Below are 17,459 nucleotides of genomic sequence, written 5' to 3' on the forward strand. Positions count from 1 at the left end.
GGGTTAAATAATCAATTACTTGTGAGCAACGTCAAGTTTGTCAACGGTGTCGAACTCGAACTTGATTTCCTTCCAGGTTTCCATCGCGATTTTCAGCTCTGGGCTTGATTTTGCCGCGTTGGTGAGGATGTCCTTACCTTCTTTTTCCAGTTCACGCCCGCAGTTACGCGCTTCGACGCACGCCTCAACCGCAACACGGTTGGCCGCAGCACCAGCCGCATTGCCCCACGGATGCCCTAATGTGCCGCCGCCGAATTGCAGTACCGAATCATCGCCGAAGATGTTAACCAGCGCAGGCATGTGCCAGACGTGGATACCACCCGATGCAACAGGGATGACACCCGGCATTGAACCCCAATCTTGGTCGAAGAAAATACCGCGTGAACGGTCTTCTTTGATGAAGGAATCACGCATGATGTCGATCCAGCCCAAGGTGGCTTCGCGGTCGCCTTCCAGCTTGCCGACAACCGTGCCGGAGTGCAGGTGGTCGCCGCCGGACAAACGCAATACTTTAGTCAGTACGCGGAAGTGGATGCCGTGGTGCGGGTTGCGGTCGAGTACCGCGTGCATTGCACGGTGGATGTGCAACAACATGCCGTTGTTTTGGCACCATTGCGCCAATTGGGTGTTCGCTGACAGACCGCCGGTCAGGTAGTCGTGCATGATGATGGGTGCACCGATTTCTTTCGCGTATTCGGCACGGCGCATCATTTCATCAGACGTAGGCGCAGTAACGTTCAGGTAGTGACCTTTGCGCTCGCCGGTTTCCGCTTCCGCTTTGTGGATCGCTTCCATTACGAAGTCAAAACGGTGTCTCCAGCGCATGAATGGCTGTGAGTTTACGTTTTCGTCGTCTTTGGTGAAGTCCAAACCACCGCGCAGACCTTCGTAGCACGCACGACCGTAGTTCTTCGCAGACAGACCCAACTTCGGCTTGATGGTGCAACCCAACAGTGGACGACCGTATTTGTTCATAATGTCGCGTTCGACTTGGATACCTTGCGGTGGACCATTACACGTCATGACGTAAGCGATGGGGAAGCGGATGTCTTCCAAACGCAGCGCACGCAGGGCTTTGAAACCAAACACGTTACCCACCAAGGAAGTCAGTACGTTAACCACTGAACCTTCTTCAAACAGGTCAATCGGGTATGCCACGAATGCGTAGAAGCACGTGTCATCGCCGGGTACGTCTTCAATCGCGTAAGCACGCCCTTTGTAGTAGTCCAGATCGGTTAACAGGTCAGTCCAAACCGTTGTCCATGTACCTGTGGAAGATTCTGCCGCCACCGCTGCTGCCACTTCTTCACGCGGTACGCCCGCCTGAGGAGTGATTTTGAAGCAAGCGAGGATGTCGGTGTCTTTCGGGGTGTAATCCGGCATCCAGTAAGTTTCGCGGTATTCTTTAACACCTGCGCTGTAATTCTTTGCCATGAAGTAAGTGCCTCCAACGAGCGTGATTAACAAGGTTTCTGTGTAAACAACAAGCAAATACTGTTGATGGATTTAGTATGGCAAACAGTAGGTATAATTGAAACTCAATAATGAAACTGTTAAATATAAGCAATGCTGATGTTTTTTAGGAGGGACAGATGCCGTACTCATTAAGCCAAATCCGCATTTTTGAAGCGGTAGCACAATACGAAAGCTACACCCGTGCGGCGGAAAAGCTGTTCATGACCCAACCTGCGGTTTCCATGCAAATCAAGCAGTTGGAAGACGATAGCGGGCTGGCATTGTTTGAACGCCAAGGCAAAAAAATGTGCCTGACCCCGATAGGCAAGGAAATGTTGCACTACGCCAGCCGCGTATTACAGGCGCACGGCGACATGCTCGGCGCGATGAAGGAACTTAAAGGCACGAAGGGTGGACACTTGATTGTGTCGGTCGCCACCACGGCTAATTATTTCGTCACACAGTTGCTGGCAGAGTTTTCGCGCTTGCACGAGGGCATCAATATTACGCTGGATGTGACCAACCGCCACACCTTGCTGGATCAGTTGGAAAACCACGAGCCGGATATGGTGATCATGGGAGAACCGCCCAAAGGACATGGTTTGCAATCCGAGCGTTTGATGGCAAATCCGTTGGTGGTGATTGCCGCGCCGACGCATCCGCTGGTAAGCATTGGTCGCCCGCTGTTGCTAAGTGATGTGTTGGCGGAACGGTTTATTGTGCGCGAAAAAGGGTCGGGGACGCGCAGCGCGATTGAGCGGCATCTGCATAAACACAATGCCAGTTGTAAAAATTCGCTGGAAATGCGCAGCAATGAAACCATCAAACATGCGGTAGAAGCGGGTTTGGGTCTGGGGATTGTGTCGATGCACACTATCCAGCCGGAACTGGATAGCGGGCGGTTGGTGGTTTTACAGGTGGAAAATTTCCCGATTCATCGCCATTGGCACGTGGTGATGCGCAAAGGCAAACGCTTGTCGCCGATTGCGCGGGAGTTTAAGCGCTTTGTAATGGCGGAAGCGCCGCGTTTCGTGAAGAACAGCGGTGATTAATGGGCAATGAGGTTACGCAGCTCTACCATCGAATCAATGACCGCATCTGGCGCATAGTGGCGAATATCTTCACCGTGGTTGTAACCATACGTCATGCAAATGATTGTAAACCCCGCCGCGCGTGCGGCTTTCACATCGGACTTGGAATCGCCGATCATCACCGCATCTTCCGGCTTCACCCCCAACGCCTCTGCTGCATGGAGTAAAGGCAGGGGATGTGGCTTCTTTTCCGCCAAGGTATCACCACTAATGATGATCTCAAAACGGTCAACAATGCCTAAATCCGTGAGCAAGGGGAGGGTAAATTGCGCGGCTTTATTAGTCACGCAGCCGATTTTCAAACCTGTGCAGCTTTGTAGAAAATCCAGCCCTTCCAGCACACCAGCGTATAAACGGCTGCGTTTCGAGGTGTTTTCCGCATACAGCTCCATGAAAATTGGCATGGCACGCGCAAACAGTTCGGCATCGGGGTAGCCATCCAAATCATTGGTCAAGGCGCGTTCGACCAAACGTTGCACGCCATTGCCAACCCACTGGCGCACGATTGCTTCGCCGCGTACTGGCATAGCCAGTTGCTTCATCATTGCATCGACACAAAACGCTAGATCGGGAACACTGTCAACCAGCGTCCCGTCCACGTCGATCAATACCATTTTGGGATTGAACATACGTATTTAAACCTTTGCCGCTGCCAATTCCTTACGGAACTCCGCAATAATGCTGTTGTAATGGTTCGGGTCAGCCTTGTTGGCGACGTTGAAAATCGCTGAACCAGCCACGAATGCATCCGCACCCGCTTCTTTGATTTCACGGATATTGTTGGCTTTAACACCGCCATCCACTTCCAAACGAATATCCAGACCGGAATCGTCGATCATCTTACGCACTTGGCGCAATTTGGTCAGCGTAGACGGGATGAAGCTCTGACCGCCAAAGCCGGGGTTGACCGACATCAGCAGGATCATGTCTACCTTGTCCATCAAATATTCCAGAATATTCAGTGGGGTAGCAGGGTTGAATACCAAGCCAGCCTTACAACCTTCGTTGCGGATCAGTTGCAGGGTACGGTCAACGTGTTCAGAGGCTTCGGGGTGGAAGGTGATGTAAGACGCGCCTGCTGCGGCAAAGTCAGGGATAATGCGGTCGACGGGTTTAACCATCAAATGTACATCAATCGGTGCAGTCACGCCGTGCTTGCGCAGGGCTTCACACACCAAGGGGCCAATAGTCAGGTTAGGCACATAATGGTTATCCATGACATCGAAATGCACGATGTCCGCGCCAGAGGTCAGGACGTTAACCACTTCCTCACCCAAACGGGCAAAGTCAGCGGATAGGATAGACGGTGCGATGAAATCAGTTTGACGTGCCATAAACATTCTCCTCAAAACGTGGTGCACAAAACACAAAAGTGCGCCCACTTTACCGGAAAGGCTGTAGCAATACAGCCCTGCCGAGGGAGATAGGTTTACAGGGTGGAATAGCCCAAACCGAGGGAATACAAGTCCGCATCGGTTTCGTAAGCGGAGTCCGCGCCGATGTTAAAAACGTGTTCCCATTCGCCGCGCACATGCAAATTGCTGTTGAGTTTGAACTGTGCACCGCCGCCGACCAAAGCGCTCGTACCGCTGGCGGTTGCCGTTTCGGTGCGCGTGCCGGAGGTTTTGCTGGTCTTATTCTCCCAAGCGATTGCGCCCGCTTTGCCGAAGGCTTCGACTTGCGAAGACAAGGGGACATAGCCCACGCCCATCACCGCGCTGCCCGTTGTGCTGCTGTCGAGTTTAGCGACGCTACCGCCCGTCGTGCCCTTCATGCTGCTGTCGCCGAGGGCGTAGTAACCCAGCTCCACCCCCATCATTGGGTTGAAGCGTGCGCCACCGAAGGCTTTCCACGCCAAGTCTTCATTGTTGCATTCGCCGCTGAAAAACGGGTCATTGCAGGTATCGCCTTGCTTGGAACTGCCTGCACTGCCACCAACATACAATTTCGGACCGTAGCTGAAATCCCCGCCCACCATTGCATTATCGGCTTGCGCCGTGCCGATTAAGCCCCATAACAGGCATAACGTCAGTTTGCTCTTCATGTCTGCCGCCTAGTCGTCGTATTAGTAGGTGGAAAAAACTGCGCCGACGCTGAGTAAATCTGCATCCGATTCGTAAGCGGTATCCGCCGCCGTGCCTAAAATGCGTTCGTATTCACCGCGTACTGCGAGGTTAGGCGTGACGTTAACTTGTGCACCACCGCCCAATAAGACACTCACGCCGCTGTTGCTGGATGAGGTGTTGAAGTCAGCATCTTCCGTGACGGTTTTGCTGCCATTCTGTTTCCAGTAGGCTGCGCCGACTTTGCCGAGCAATTCGGTACGCGGTGCAACGGGTACGTAAGCGACCCCTGACAGGTAATTAGCCGATAATTCGCTGCGTAACTTACTGTCAAAGCCACCGGGTGCAGCGCGACCGACGTGCCCTTTAGCGGTGTTTTCACCCAGATCCATGTGACCGAATTCCACGCCGATTGTGGGTAACGATGAGGCAGGAATAACGCCAGTAGGTGTCGCTAAAAAGCCTTGGTTATTGGGTGTGGCGCGTACCCCTGCAAAATATTTGCTACCCGTTGGGCTATCTTCACAATCCGTCGAAGTGACATCCGCAAGGCACGCGCCTTCATTCGTTGCCATGCCCGCACTCGCGCCACCATAGACGGAGATATTGGAAGGAATGCCATAGCCTTCCATGCCGCCTGCAAATACCGTGTTCGCCAATAGCGCCAAGCCTGCTAATGAGCAGGAAATAATGATTTTCATACAAGCCCTTTTCTAGAATATCCCCCCGCTAAGCGGGGTGTTGTTATAACGATGAGAAAATAAACCCTAAACTCAGCAAATCAATATCGTTGTTGTGAGTGGCATCGCTGCCTACGTCTTTATAGCGTTCCCATTCTGCCCGCACGCCCATATTATTGCCAAAGTCGTAATCAGCACCTGCGCCAATCAGCACATCTGTGCCAGTGGTTTCCGTCGTCGCCGTGGCGGTGTTTTCGACACTCCAACGGGCGATGCCTGCTTTGCCAAACGCTTCGATTTGGTCATTGACGGGAACACCGGCGAGTGCGGTGGCGGTAAAGGCGCTGGCTTGCTGGCTGATGGTAACGCCGTTTGCCATGCCGGATTGTGTGCCGAAATCGACGTAGCCACTTTCCAACACAATATTGTCGTTCATGCGTACCCCAGCAAAGGCTTTCCAGCTTTTGTCGGTGCTTTCACACGCTGCCAAGCCATTGCAAAAGCCGTCGGTCGTGGTTGAGCCGATACTTGCGCCTAAATAATTGGGTGCTTTGGCATTGTTTTGCCCACCATTAATGGCTGCCATGGGTGCGCTTTTGGCAAAGGCAGAATTGGCGGAGGCTTCCACGAAGACATTGCCGGTCAACACCAGTAAAGTGTATCCGGCAAGATAACGCGCCTTATAACTGACCTTAGAAATCGTCATGATGTGTAGCCCCGATATATTATTATTGTGGTGGGATAGCTTTTAACATGACTGTAAATGACTGGCAGGCAACCTGCCAGTATTAACCGATAATCGGGAGGCGGGAATTAACGCAATTGCGCTTTGAGGGCAGCAGCACGCTCAGGGAAGTTCAATTCCAGCACGCGCAAATTATCTGCCGCAAGGTCTGATTTGCCAAGATTATGTGCCGCTTTAATCTTGACTTCCAGCGCATCCACAATCGCAGGTGAGCCTTGGTAATGCTTAACGGCGTATTCGGCACGGTTAAAGGCTGCCAGCCATGCGCCCCGCATCATGTAATATTGTGCTACGTTTAGCTCAGATTGTGCCAAACTGTTGCGCAAGTGTTGGATGCGTTCTTTCGCATCGGGCGCGTATTTGCTGTTCGGATGGCGCGTCAACAAGTGCGAAAAGTCTTGGAAAGACTCTTTTTGACGCACTGTGTCCAAATCCGCAATGCTACGCGGGAAGACTTTATCCACGATGCTATGACCACGGTTAAAGTTTACCAATCCACGCAGATAGAGTGCATAATCCGCATCCGCACTGGTTGGGTTCATGCGCAAAAAGCGGTCAATCGCATCCAGCGCAGAATCGGGTTCGTCGTACTTGTAGTACGCATACGCCGTTTCCAATTGCGCTTGCTGGGCAAAATTCCCCAGTGGGTAACGTGCCTCAAGGGATTCGTACAAGCTAATGGCGCGTTCGTAGTCGCCTGCCGTCATCGCTTCCCGCGCCGTTGTGTAAATTTTATTGGCTGACCAGCCCTCTGTCAGGTCTTTTTCCGTCTGGGAAAAGATCGAACAGCCGCTGACACTAGCAGAAACTGCCAGTACGCCCGCCAGATACACACTGGCTTTGAGTCTTTTTGTACTTATCGACATTTGCTTAACAACACATGATGATAGAATGAGTTTGCAAGTATAGCGTATTCAACCGGATTAAGAATGTCTCTAAACCAACAGATCGTCAGCAGAGTCCCACTCAATATGGAAGGTCAGCGCCTAGATCAGGCTGTTGCCAACCTGTACCCGCAATATTCCCGCAGCCAGATTCAGAAATGGATCAAGGCAGGGTGCGTGTTAGTGGATGATAAAATCCTCAAACCCAAGGAACGCTTAATCGGCGGTGAGGAATTAACCCTAAATACGGTGCATGAGCCGCAAACCGAATTTGAACCGGAAGATATTCCGCTCAATATCGTCTACGAAGATGATGACATTATCATTATCAACAAACCCGCTGGGCTGGTCGTCCACCCCGGTGCGGGCAATTGGTCAGGCACACTGGTCAACGGTTTGTTGCACCATGACCGTTCGTTGGAAATGTTGCCGCGTGCGGGAATCGTGCATCGCCTCGACAAAGACACTACCGGCTTAATGGTCGTCGCCAAAACCTTGGACGCGCACAGCAAACTGGTCGAACAGTTGCAGGAACGCGATGTCAGCCGCGAATACCTCGCGTTGGTTGCCGCACCCGTGGTGGCGGGAACAACGATTGAAGGCAATATCGGGCGGCATCACATCGACCGCAAGCGCCAAGCGGTGCACGATGGCGGCAAAGAGGCGATTACGCATTACCGAGTGGAAGAGCGTTTCCCGCACCACACGCTGTTGCGCGTGTCGCTGGAAACGGGGCGTACTCATCAGATTCGTGTGCACCTGAGCTGGAAGCACATGCCGATTGTGGGCGATCAAACCTATGGCGGTCGTCCGCGTGTGCCTGCGGGAGTGAGGGAGGAATTGCGCACAGCGATTCAGACGTTCCCGCGTCAGGCGTTGCACGCGACGAAGCTGGGGTTGACGCATCCAGCAACGGGTGAGGCGATGGCGTGGGAAGCGCCAGTGCCGGAAGATATGGGGGCGTTGTTGGCATTATTCCGCGAGGCAGCCCCGCGTGAATCCTAATTGGCTTATCCCCGCATGGCCTGCCCCCGCCAACATTCGTGCCGTTTGCACCACCCGCCACGGCGGAGTGAGCACAGCACCGTTTGATAGCCTCAACCTCGGCGATCATGTCGGCGATAACCCTTATGCCGTTGCTCGCAATCGCATGATTGTCGGCGATACCCTGCAACTGCCTTCCGAACCGTTGTGGCTCAAGCAAGTTCACGGTGTCGATGTGTGCGGGATGGATGTGGGAACGTGTTACCCAACCGGCGATGCCTCCAGCGCGTTCGGCAAGGGGCAAGTGTGCGTCATCATGACCGCCGATTGCTTGCCCGTGCTGTTTTGCGATAAAGCGGGGACGCGAGTAGCGGCTGCTCATGCCGGATGGCGTGGGTTGGAAGCAGGGGTGTTGGAGCGCACGGTCGAATCCCTGCAATGTCCGCCCGCCGATGTGCTGGCGTGGCTGGGGCCTGCGATTGGCGCGACTGCGTTTGAAGTGGGCGAGGAAGTCCGCGAGGCTTTCATGCAACATGACCCCGCTGCCGCCAGCGCTTTTCAACCTTCTGGCAATGCGGGCAAGTGGTTGGCAGACATCTACCTGCTGGCGCGGCAACGTTTGAATGCGGTCGGTGTTCACGCTATTTACGGTGGCGATCTTTGCACGTATACGGATGCGGAGCGCTTTTTCTCCTATCGTCGTGACGGGCAAACCGGGCGCATGGCTTCGCTGATTTGGATAGCGGAATGAGCGTGCCGCTACTGGCAGTACGCAATCTCAGCGTGCGTTTTCGTCTCAAAACCGGGCAGACCTTACAGGCACTCACCGACGTTTCTTTTGAAGTGCCTGCTGGTGAAACCTTGGGGATTGTCGGTGAATCGGGTTGTGGCAAATCCACGCTTGCCCGCACGATTTTGCAATTAGTGACACCGACGCAAGGCACGGTCGAATGGCAAGGACAAACGCTGAATCCGCACGACAAATCCAGCATGAAAGCCTATCGCCGTGCGGTGCAATGTATTTTCCAAGACCCGCTGGATGCGCTGAATCCGCGCATGACGGTGGGCGATATTGTGCAAGAACCGCTATTGGCATTACGCCCAGAATTGGGTAAAGCGGCGATTCGCCAGCGTGCGACTGAATTGTTGCAGGCCGTGGGCTTGGAGAGTGGGATGCACAATCGTTACCCGCACGAGTTTTCCGGTGGGCAATGCCAACGTATCGGGATTGCACGAGCGTTGAGCGTGGAGCCGCAATTAATCTTGTGCGACGAGCCAGTGAGTGCGTTGGATGTGTCGATTCAGGGGCAAATTGTGAAATTGCTGGCGGATTTGCAGCGTGAACGCCACCTGACGCTGTTGTTCATTTCGCATGATTTGAGCGTGGTGAAAGCCTTGAGCCAGCGTGTGCTGGTGCTGTATTTGGGGCGGATTATGGAGGTGGCGGATACGGCACGTTTGTATGCAAAGCCGCTGCATCCGTATACGCGCATGTTGTTGGCGGCGATTCCGTTGGCTGATCCGTTGCAGGAGCGGGCGCGGTTGGCGAAGATTACGGTGGGGGCGGGGGAGTTGCCTTCGCCGCTGAATCCGCCGTCGGGGTGCGTGTTTCATACGCGCTGTCCGCAGGTAGCGGCGGTGTGTCGGGAGAAAGTGCCAGCGTTGCGGGAGATCGGTGACAGACAGGTTGCCTGCCATTACGCCGCTTTCTGAATTTTGGGGGTGGTATTCTCCAATGTATCAAACAAGCTGTCAATCACGTTATCCTTACCCGCAAACAGTGCATCGGGGCTGCCGGAGTAAAAGTCGATGAGCCGTGTATACTCTTCCAGTAACCAGTAACACGATGGATACTTAAAATGGACAAAAAAAATCATTCCATGCAACCGGAAGCAACCCTCGACACCGACTTAATGGCGCGTATCCGTGACATCTGGGAAGCATCACGCCAACAAGCCATCCGTTCCGTCAACTCGGCTCATGTGTGTGCCAACTGGCTAATCGGCAAACAGATTGTCGAAGCCGAACAAGGTGGCGAACAGCGGGCAACCTATGGCAAAGCCCTGTTGAAATCCCTCTCCCAACAACTAACGGACGAATACGGCAGCGGATTTTCAGAGTCTTCCCTGAAATACATGCGGCTGTTTTTTCTAACCTATCCCGACTTACTCGAAAAAAGTCACGCACTGCGTGACCAATCTTGCCTGAAGCCCCGCAATGGCAGGAAAGCCAACTGGAGCAAGCCCTATTGTCGCAATTGCAGGATTTCTTGCTGGAACTGGGCAGTGGTTTTGCTTTTGTCGGGCGGCAAGTACGCCTAACGCTGGATGGCGACCATTTCTACCCCGATATGGTGTTTTACCACGTCAAACTGAAATGCTATGTTGTCATTGACCTGAAGCTGGGCAAGTTAAATCACGCAGACCTAGGGCAGATGCAGCTCTACGTGAATTATTACGACCATGACATTGCCAATGCGGATGATAACCCCACAATTGGTTTGATTCTGTGCAGTGAGAAAAATGATGCCGTGGTGCGCTATGTATTGGGGGATCACAACCAGCAAATCTTCGCTAGCCGCTATCAATTGCATCTGCCCACGGAAGAACAGTTGCAGCAAGAGTTACGCCGTGAATTGGATAAGTTGGCTTTGCCAAAGCCACCTCTGAAATGACAGAGGCGGCTTTTTAAGTTATCAGGCGATCACGCCTTTTTCACGCAACAACGCCTCAATCTCCGGCATAATCGTCACGTCATCAATGGTGGAAGGCACCACATACGGCTGCCCATTCACCATCTGCCGCAAGCTCTTCCGCAAAGTCTTACCCGAACGGGTTTTCGGCAAACGCTTAACGATGTGCGTTTCTTTGTAGCAAGCAATCGCGCCAATGCTGCTGCGGATCATCTGCGTCAGTTCCTTCGACAAGGTTTCCTCGTCGATGTCCGCACCCGTTTTCAGCACGACCAGACCCATTGGCACTTGTCCTTTCAGGTCATCATCGCGTGCAATCACCGCGCACTCAGCAACAGACGGATGCCCGCCCACGACTTCTTCCATCTCGCCAGTAGACAAACGATGCCCCGCCACGTTCATCACGTCATCCACGCGACCCATGACGAATACATAGCCGTCTTCGTCGATGTAGCCGCCGTCGCCGCTAGCATAATAACCATCAAAGGTTTGCAGATAGCTGGATTTGAACTTCTCGACATCGCCCCAAATCGTTGCCAAACAGCTTGGTGGCAATGGCAATTTCAGCGCAATGAAGCCTTGTTCATTTCTGCCCAACACTTGCCCGTTTTCGTCCAAAATCTGCACGTTGAAACCGGGGGTCGGCATGGTGGAAGAACCCAGCTTGACGGGCATTGGCTCAACCCCTTGCAGGTTGGCAGTAATGCCCCAACCCGTTTCGGTTTGCCACCAATGGTCGATCACTGGCTTGCCGGTTTTTTCCATCATCCACTCTTGAGTCGGTGGGTCAAGGCGTTCGCCCGCCGAGAAGATGGTCAGCAAGCTGCTGATGTCGTAGTTGTTGATCAGATCAGCATTCGGGTCATCTTTCTTGATGGCACGGAACGCGGTTGGTGCTGAGAACAAGCCTTTCACGCCGTACTCTTCAGTAATACGCCAGAATGCACCCGCATCCGGTGTCATAACCGGCTTGCCTTCGTACACAATCGTGGTGCAACCGCGCAGCAGCGGCGCGTACACGATATACGAGTGACCGACTACCCAGCCCACGTCAGACGCAGCCCAGAACACATCGCCGGGGTTCATATTGTAAATCGCCTGCATACTGTAATTCAGCGCGACAGCATGACCGCCATTCTCACGCACCACGCCCTTAGGCTTGCCAGTTGTGCCAGACGTGTAAAGGATGTACAGCGGGTCAGTGCCTTTTACCGGAACGCAATCCGCCGGAGTAGCCGTTGCCATCAACGCATCCCAATCGTAGTCACGCCCTTCAATCAAGGGTGAAATGGCTTGCGGACGTTGGAAAATAATGCAGCTTTGCGGCTTGTGTGCTGACAAATCAATCGCTTTGTCGAGCAACGGTTTGTACTCAATCACGCGCTTGATTTCGATCCCGCAAGAGGCAGAAATCATCACTTTCGGTTGCGCGTCTTCGATCCGCTGTGCCAATTCAGGGGCGGCAAACCCACCAAATACCACGGAATGGATAGCACCCAAACGCGCAGTTGCCAACATGCTGATCACTGCTTCGGGGATCATTGGCATGTAAATGATAACGCGGTCGCCTTTTTCCACGCCCAAACCCGCCAACATACCCGCCGCTTTAGCGACTTCATCGCGCAATTCGGTATAGGTGTAGGTTTTCTTGGTGTCGGTAACTGGCGAGTCGTAAATGATCGCGACTTGATCGCCACGCCCATTTTCAACATGGTAATCCAGCGCCATGTACGCGGTGTTCATTTCACCATCGGCAAACCAGTGGTAAATGCCGTGTTCGTCTTGCGACAGGATTTTCTCGGGGGCTTTGAACCACTTCAGATTGTCAGCTTTCTCTTTCCAGAAACCTTCTGGATCGTTCATCGAGCGGTCGTATTCTGCTTGGTAACTCATTGTAAACTCCTCCTCCTAACTATTAAAAACTGTCGCCCGGAATGCGTACCCAGCCTTCCATCAACACCCGCGCACTGCGGCTCATCACCACTTTTTCCACTTTCCAATCGCCGTTGGTTGCGCTAGCAGCCGCACCCACTTTCAAGGTACCGGAAGGGTGTCCGAAGGTCACAACACTACGATCACCACCGCCAGCGGCGAGATTAACCAAGGTGCCGGGAATCGCAGCCGCCGTGCCAATCGCCACCGCCGCCGTACCCATCATCGCGTGGTGCAATTTGCCCATCGACAAGGCGCGTACATTCAGGTCGATGTCAGTGGTATTAATCTGTTTGCCGCTGGATGACACGTAGGCGTGGGGTTTGCCAACAAACGCGACTTTAGGCGTGTGTTGACGACCTGCCGCTTCTGCAACGTCCGCAATCAGCCCCATTTTTACCGCACCGTAAGCACGGATGGTTTCAAACATCGCCAGTGCTTTTGCATCGCCATTGATAGCTTCCTGCAATTCGCAGCCGGTGTAACCAATGTCTGCCGCATTCAGGAATACGGTGGGGATACCCGCATTGATCATGGTGGCTTGGAATGTGCCAACACCCGGTACTTCCAGCTCGTCCACCAGATTGCCAGTGGGGAACATTGCGTCGGTAGCATCCACCGGGCTGATGAATTCCACCTGCACTTCTGCCGCCGGGAAGGTCACGCCATCCAGCTCGAAATCGCCAGTTTCCTGCACTTCGCCGTTGGTCATCGGCACGTTGGCGATGATGGTTTTCTGGATGTTTTTCTGCCAGATACGCACCACGGCAATGCCGTTTTGCGGTAAGCGTTCGGCATCCACCAAGCCGTTATTGATGGCGAAAGAGCCGACCGCAGCGGTTAAATTGCCGCAGTTGCCGCTCCAATCCACGAACGCTTTGTCGATGGCAACCTGCCCAAACAGGTAATCGACATCGTGGTCGGGTTGCTCGCTTTTCGCCAGAATCACGGTCTTGCTGGTGCTGGAAGTCGCGCCACCCATGCCGTCGGTTTGTTTGCCGTAAGGGTCGGGGCTGCCGATCACGCGCAACAGGATTGCGTCACGCGCTGCACCGGGGACTTGCGCCACTTCTGGCAAGTCGGTCAGTTTGAAAAACACACCCTTGGATGTGCCGCCACGCATATACGTAGCGGGGATTTTGATTTGGGGGACATGGGACATTACGCTGCTGCTCCTTCGAGGAAGTCCTGCGCGAAACGTTGCAATACACCGCCTGCGTTGTAGACGCGCACTTCCGCCGCAGTATCCAGACGGCAAGTCACCGGAATACGCACAGTTTCACCGTTTCTGCGATGCATCACCACGGTCAGCTCAGCACGCGGCGCGAGTTCGCCTTCCACGTCATAGCTTTCGGTGCCGTCGATGGCGTAAGTCTTGCGCGTTTCGCCCGCTTTAAACTCCAGTGGCAGCACGCCCATTCCAACGAGGTTGGTACGGTGGATGCGCTCGAAACCTTCCGCAACGATGGCTTCGACACCTGCCAGACGCACGCCCTTAGCTGCCCAGTCACGGCTGGAGCCTTGACCGTAATCCGCGCCCGCCACAATGATCAGCGGTTGCTTGCGTTCCATGTAGGTTTCGATGGCTTCCCACATACGCATGACTTGGCCTTCTGGCTCGACACGTGCTAAAGAACCTTGCTTCACGTTGCCATCCACCACCGCCATTTCATTGATCAGCTTGGGGTTGGCGAAGGTGGCACGTTGCGCCGTCAAATGGTCACCACGGTGGGTGGCGTAAGAGTTGAAGTCTTCTTCCGGCAAGCCCATTTTGTGCAGGTATTCACCCGCTGCACTGTTCATCATGATCGCGTTGGAAGGCGACAAGTGGTCAGTGGTGATGTTGTCGGGCAACACCGCTAACGGCAGCATCCCTTTCAGCGTGCGCTCACCTGCTAATGCACCTTCCCAGTAAGGCGGGCGGCGGATGTAGGTGGACATAGGCCGCCAGTCGTACAGCGGGCTTTTCGCCTGTTCGATCACGCCGAGGTCAAACATGGGGATGTAGATTTGCTTGAACTGTTCCGGCTTAACGGAGGCGGCAACGATTGCATCGATTTCTTCGTCAGCAGGCCAGATGTCTTTCAACGTGATGGGGTTGCCATCTTTGTCCGTGCCCAGCACATCTTTTTCGATGTCGAAACGGATTGTGCCAGCAATTGCGTAAGCCACCACCAATGGAGGCGAGGCGAGGAACGCTTGTTTGGCATACGGGTGGATACGCCCGTCAAAGTTACGGTTGCCAGACAATACAGCGGTCGCGTACAGGTCGCGGTCGATGATTTCTTGCTGGATAACCGGGTCGAGTGCGCCTGACATACCGTTACAGGTGGTGCAAGCAAAGCCGACGATACCGAAACCCAGTTGTTCCAGTTCCGTCAGCAAACCCGCTTCTTTCAGGTACAGCTCAGCAACTTTAGAACCCGGTGCAAACGAGGATTTGACCCACGGTTTGCGTACCAGACCCAGCTTGTTGGCATTGCGTGCCAGCAAGGCAGCGGCAACCACGTTGCGTGGGTTGGAGGTGTTGGTGCAAGAGGTGATTGCAGCGATGATGACTGCGCCGTCTGGCATTTTGCCTTCAGCTTCTTCGGCAAGGGCTTTATCCAGATCAACCGCAATACCGCGTTCTGCCAAGTCAGACGTTGGCAAACGACGGTGTGGGTTGGAAGGGCCTGCCATATTGCGCACCACGGTCGACAGGTCGAATTCCAGTACACGCGGGTATTTGGCGTTAACCAGTGCATCCGCCCACAAGCCGGTGGTTTTGGCGTAGTTTTCTACCAGCGCCACTTGCTCAGGTTCACGACCAGTCAGTTTCAGGTAGTCGATGGTTTGTTCGTCGATGTAGAACATGCCCGCAGATGCACCGAATTCCGGGGTCATGTTGGAGATGGTCGCACGGTCGCCGATGGTGAGGTTTTTCGCACCTTCGCCGAAGAATTCCAGCCAGGCAGAAACCACCCGTTCTTTGCGCAGGAATTCAGTGATGGCCAGCACGATGTCAGTAGCAGTGATGCCCGGTTGGCGTTTGCCCGTCAGTTTCACACCGATAATGTCCGGCAGACGCATCATGGAAGGCAGACCCAACATGACGGTTTCCGCTTCCAGACCACCCACTCCAATCGCGATAACGCCGAGTGCGTCAACGTGTGGGGTGTGCGAGTCAGTGCCGACGCAGGTATCCGGGAACGCTACGCCTTCACGCGCCTGAATCACCGGAGACATTTTCTCCAAGTTGATTTGGTGCATGATGCCGTTACCGGCTGGAATCACGTCGACGTTTTTGAACGCAGTCTTCGTCCACTCGATGAAGTGGAAACGGTCTTCGTTACGACGGTCTTCAATGGCGCGGTTTTTGGCGAAGGCATCGGGGTCAAAGCCACCGCATTCGACTGCCAGTGAGTGGTCAACGATTAGCTGGGTTGGTACGACCGGATTAACTTTCGCAGGGTCGCCGCCTTGGTCAGCAATCGCGTCACGTAGGCCAGCCAAGTCAACCAGTGCGGTTTGACCGAGGATGTCGTGGCACACCACGCGGGCGGGATACCACGGGAAGTCCAGATCCTGCTTGCCTTCGATGAGCTGCTTCAGGGAATCAGTCAGCATCGCTGGTTCGCAACGGCGTACCAGTTGTTCTGCCAATACACGTGAGGTGTAGGGTAGGGTGTCGTAGCTGCCCGGTTGGATGGCTTCGATTGCCGCACGAGTATCGAAGTAGTCCAGCGCAGTGCCGGGTAACGGTTTACGGTATTCAGTATTCATAATATTCCTTACCCACGCTCTGCCAATGGCATAAATTGCAGGTTTTCTGGACCCACGTAATTCGCACTAGGGCGAATGATCTTGCCGTCTTCACGCTGTTCGATGACGTGCGCACCCCAGCCAGTCACGCGGGAGATGACGAAAATCGGTGTGAACATATCGGTCGGTACGCCCATTTGTCCGTAGGACACTGCTGAGAACCAGTCCAGATTCGGGAACATCTTCTTCAGTTCCCACATGGTGCTTTCCAGACGATCAGCGATGTCGTACATCTTCATGTCGCCGTTTTCTTCGGCAAGCTGCTTGGCAACGCGCTTGATGACCACGTTGCGCGGATCAGCAATGGTATACACCGGATGCCCGAAACCGATGACGATTTCTTTCTTGGCAACGCGCTCGCGGATGTCAGCTTCGGCTTCGTCAGCACTGTTGTAACGGGTCTGAATACGTTGCGCTTCTTCGTTTGCGCCGCCGTGTTTGGGGCCACGCAATGCACCGATAGCACCCGTAATGCAGGAATGCATGTCAGAGTTCGTGCCAGCAATCACGCGTGCAGTGAAAGTAGATGCGTTGAATTCGTGCTCTGCGTACAGGATCAGCGAGGTGTGCATCGCACGTACCCATGATTCGCTGGGCTTTTCGCCGTGCAACAGGTGCAGGAAATGTCCGCCTACAGTTTCGTCGTCCGTTTCCACTTCGATGACTTTGCCATTGATGGCGTAGTGATACCAGTACAGCAGCATGGAACCGAAGCTGGCAATCATGCGGTCGATGATGTTGCGGGCATCAGCGGCGGGGTGATGCTCTTTTTCAGGCATACATGCACCGAGCACGGAACAGCCAGTACGCATCACATCCATCGGATGCGTGGACGGTGGCAGCGCTTCGAGAGCCTGTTTGACGGGCATCGGTAAGCCGCGTAAAGCTTTCAGCTTGGTTTTGTACGCTTTCAGCTCAGACGCATTCGGCAATTTGCCGTGCACGATCAGGTGAGCAATTTCTTCAAACTCAGCTTTTTCCGCAAAATCGAGGATGTCATAACCACGGTAATGCAGGTCGTTACCTGTGCGCCCAACGGTACAAATGGCGGTATTGCCAGCAGCCGTGCCGGAGAGGGCAACGGATTTTTTAGGCTTAGGTAATGTTTGTTCTGACATGGGTACTCCTC

At 54.0% G+C, this 17,459-nt stretch carries 18 protein-coding genes; 6 read left to right on the plus strand and 12 right to left on the minus strand.

Features of this window, described 5'->3' with window-relative positions:
* Positions 1-15 precede the first annotated feature (15 nt).
* Positions 16-1,434 (minus strand): form I ribulose bisphosphate carboxylase large subunit, encoded by a 1,419-nt coding sequence (locus tag J1836_RS12685; RefSeq protein ID WP_207251426.1) that lies wholly within the window; start codon positions 1,432-1,434, stop codon positions 16-18.
* Positions 1,435-1,592: 158 nt separating this feature from the next.
* On the opposite strand from J1836_RS12685, the gene J1836_RS12690 reads away from it, so the two are divergent.
* Positions 1,593-2,507, plus strand: coding sequence for a LysR family transcriptional regulator (locus J1836_RS12690; RefSeq protein WP_207251427.1), 915 nt, complete (start codon positions 1,593-1,595; stop codon positions 2,505-2,507).
* Here J1836_RS12690 and J1836_RS12695 read toward each other — a convergent pair.
* From J1836_RS12695 to J1836_RS12720, 6 genes are all read right to left on the minus strand, one after another.
* Positions 2,504-3,175 carry a phosphoglycolate phosphatase gene (locus J1836_RS12695; protein ID WP_207251428.1) on the minus strand — a complete coding sequence of 224 codons (672 nt, stop codon included), beginning with the start codon at positions 3,173-3,175 and terminating at the stop codon, positions 2,504-2,506. The genes J1836_RS12690 and J1836_RS12695 overlap by 4 nt on opposite strands.
* Positions 3,176-3,181: 6 nt before the next feature.
* Positions 3,182-3,880, minus strand: coding sequence for a ribulose-phosphate 3-epimerase (gene rpe, locus J1836_RS12700; RefSeq protein WP_028487627.1), 699 nt, complete (start codon positions 3,878-3,880; stop codon positions 3,182-3,184).
* A gap of 95 nt (positions 3,881-3,975) precedes the next feature.
* Positions 3,976-4,590: an outer membrane beta-barrel protein gene (locus tag J1836_RS12705; RefSeq protein WP_207251429.1), complete on the minus strand. Its 615-nt coding sequence runs from the start codon at positions 4,588-4,590 to the stop codon at positions 3,976-3,978.
* Positions 4,591-4,611: 21 nt separating this feature from the next.
* A complete protein-coding gene (locus tag J1836_RS12710) occupies positions 4,612-5,310 on the minus strand; it encodes an outer membrane beta-barrel protein (RefSeq protein ID WP_207251430.1) in 699 nt (232 codons plus the stop codon).
* Positions 5,311-5,353: 43 nt separating this feature from the next.
* Positions 5,354-5,995: an outer membrane beta-barrel protein gene (locus tag J1836_RS12715; RefSeq protein ID WP_207251431.1), complete on the minus strand. Its 642-nt coding sequence runs from the start codon at positions 5,993-5,995 to the stop codon at positions 5,354-5,356.
* Between the two features lie 107 nt (positions 5,996-6,102).
* The gene (locus J1836_RS12720) at positions 6,103-6,900 is read right to left on the minus strand and encodes an outer membrane protein assembly factor BamD (RefSeq protein WP_207251432.1); all 798 of its coding nucleotides are present in this window, start codon (positions 6,898-6,900) and stop codon (positions 6,103-6,105) included.
* Between the two features lie 63 nt (positions 6,901-6,963).
* Between J1836_RS12720 and rluD the strand changes: the two genes are divergently transcribed.
* From rluD to J1836_RS12735, 3 genes are read left to right on the plus strand one after another with little or no spacing between them, the layout of a single operon-like run.
* Complete coding sequence (rluD, locus tag J1836_RS12725) at positions 6,964-7,923, plus strand: 23S rRNA pseudouridine(1911/1915/1917) synthase RluD (protein ID WP_207251433.1); 960 nt, start codon at positions 6,964-6,966, stop codon at positions 7,921-7,923.
* Positions 7,913-8,653, plus strand: a complete 741-nt coding sequence (gene pgeF / locus J1836_RS12730) for a peptidoglycan editing factor PgeF (RefSeq protein ID WP_207251434.1) — start codon at positions 7,913-7,915, stop codon at positions 8,651-8,653. The genes rluD and pgeF overlap by 11 nt, the downstream gene beginning before the upstream one ends.
* Complete coding sequence (locus tag J1836_RS12735; protein WP_207251435.1) at positions 8,650-9,615, plus strand: ABC transporter ATP-binding protein; 966 nt, start codon at positions 8,650-8,652, stop codon at positions 9,613-9,615. The genes pgeF and J1836_RS12735 overlap by 4 nt, the downstream gene beginning before the upstream one ends.
* Here J1836_RS12735 and J1836_RS12740 read toward each other — a convergent pair.
* Entirely contained in the window at positions 9,600-9,779 is a 180-nt protein-coding gene (locus J1836_RS12740; protein ID WP_207251436.1) for a hypothetical protein, read from the minus strand. The two genes, J1836_RS12735 and J1836_RS12740, sit on opposite strands and share 16 nt — an antisense overlap.
* A gap of 3 nt (positions 9,780-9,782) precedes the next feature.
* Between J1836_RS12740 and J1836_RS21570 the strand changes: the two genes are divergently transcribed.
* Positions 9,783-10,223: a DUF1016 N-terminal domain-containing protein gene (locus J1836_RS21570; protein ID WP_242632817.1), complete on the plus strand. Its 441-nt coding sequence runs from the start codon at positions 9,783-9,785 to the stop codon at positions 10,221-10,223.
* Positions 10,172-10,576: a PDDEXK nuclease domain-containing protein gene (locus J1836_RS21575; protein WP_242632842.1), complete on the plus strand. Its 405-nt coding sequence runs from the start codon at positions 10,172-10,174 to the stop codon at positions 10,574-10,576. Before J1836_RS21570 ends, J1836_RS21575 begins: the two co-directional genes overlap by 52 nt.
* Before the next feature lie 21 nt (positions 10,577-10,597).
* On the opposite strand, the gene J1836_RS12750 is transcribed toward J1836_RS21575, so the two are convergent.
* Genes J1836_RS12750 through prpC form a run of 4 tightly spaced genes read right to left on the minus strand, consistent with a single transcriptional unit; the run spans position 10,598 to position 17,448 of the window.
* Entirely contained in the window at positions 10,598-12,487 is a 1,890-nt protein-coding gene (locus J1836_RS12750; RefSeq protein ID WP_207251437.1) for a propionyl-CoA synthetase, read from the minus strand.
* 22 nt (positions 12,488-12,509) lie between these two features.
* Positions 12,510-13,688, minus strand: a complete 1,179-nt coding sequence (prpF, locus tag J1836_RS12755) for a 2-methylaconitate cis-trans isomerase PrpF (protein ID WP_207251438.1) — start codon at positions 13,686-13,688, stop codon at positions 12,510-12,512.
* Positions 13,688-16,291 carry a Fe/S-dependent 2-methylisocitrate dehydratase AcnD gene (acnD, locus tag J1836_RS12760; RefSeq protein WP_207251439.1) on the minus strand — a complete coding sequence of 868 codons (2,604 nt, stop codon included), beginning with the start codon at positions 16,289-16,291 and terminating at the stop codon, positions 13,688-13,690. The genes prpF and acnD overlap by 1 nt, the downstream gene beginning before the upstream one ends.
* A gap of 8 nt (positions 16,292-16,299) precedes the next feature.
* Positions 16,300-17,448: a bifunctional 2-methylcitrate synthase/citrate synthase gene (prpC, locus tag J1836_RS12765; protein WP_207251440.1), complete on the minus strand. Its 1,149-nt coding sequence runs from the start codon at positions 17,446-17,448 to the stop codon at positions 16,300-16,302.
* Positions 17,449-17,459: the final 11 nt, after the last annotated feature.

The organism is Thiothrix fructosivorans (assembly GCF_017349355.1).
GTDB lineage: Bacteria > Pseudomonadota > Gammaproteobacteria > Thiotrichales > Thiotrichaceae > Thiothrix > Thiothrix fructosivorans.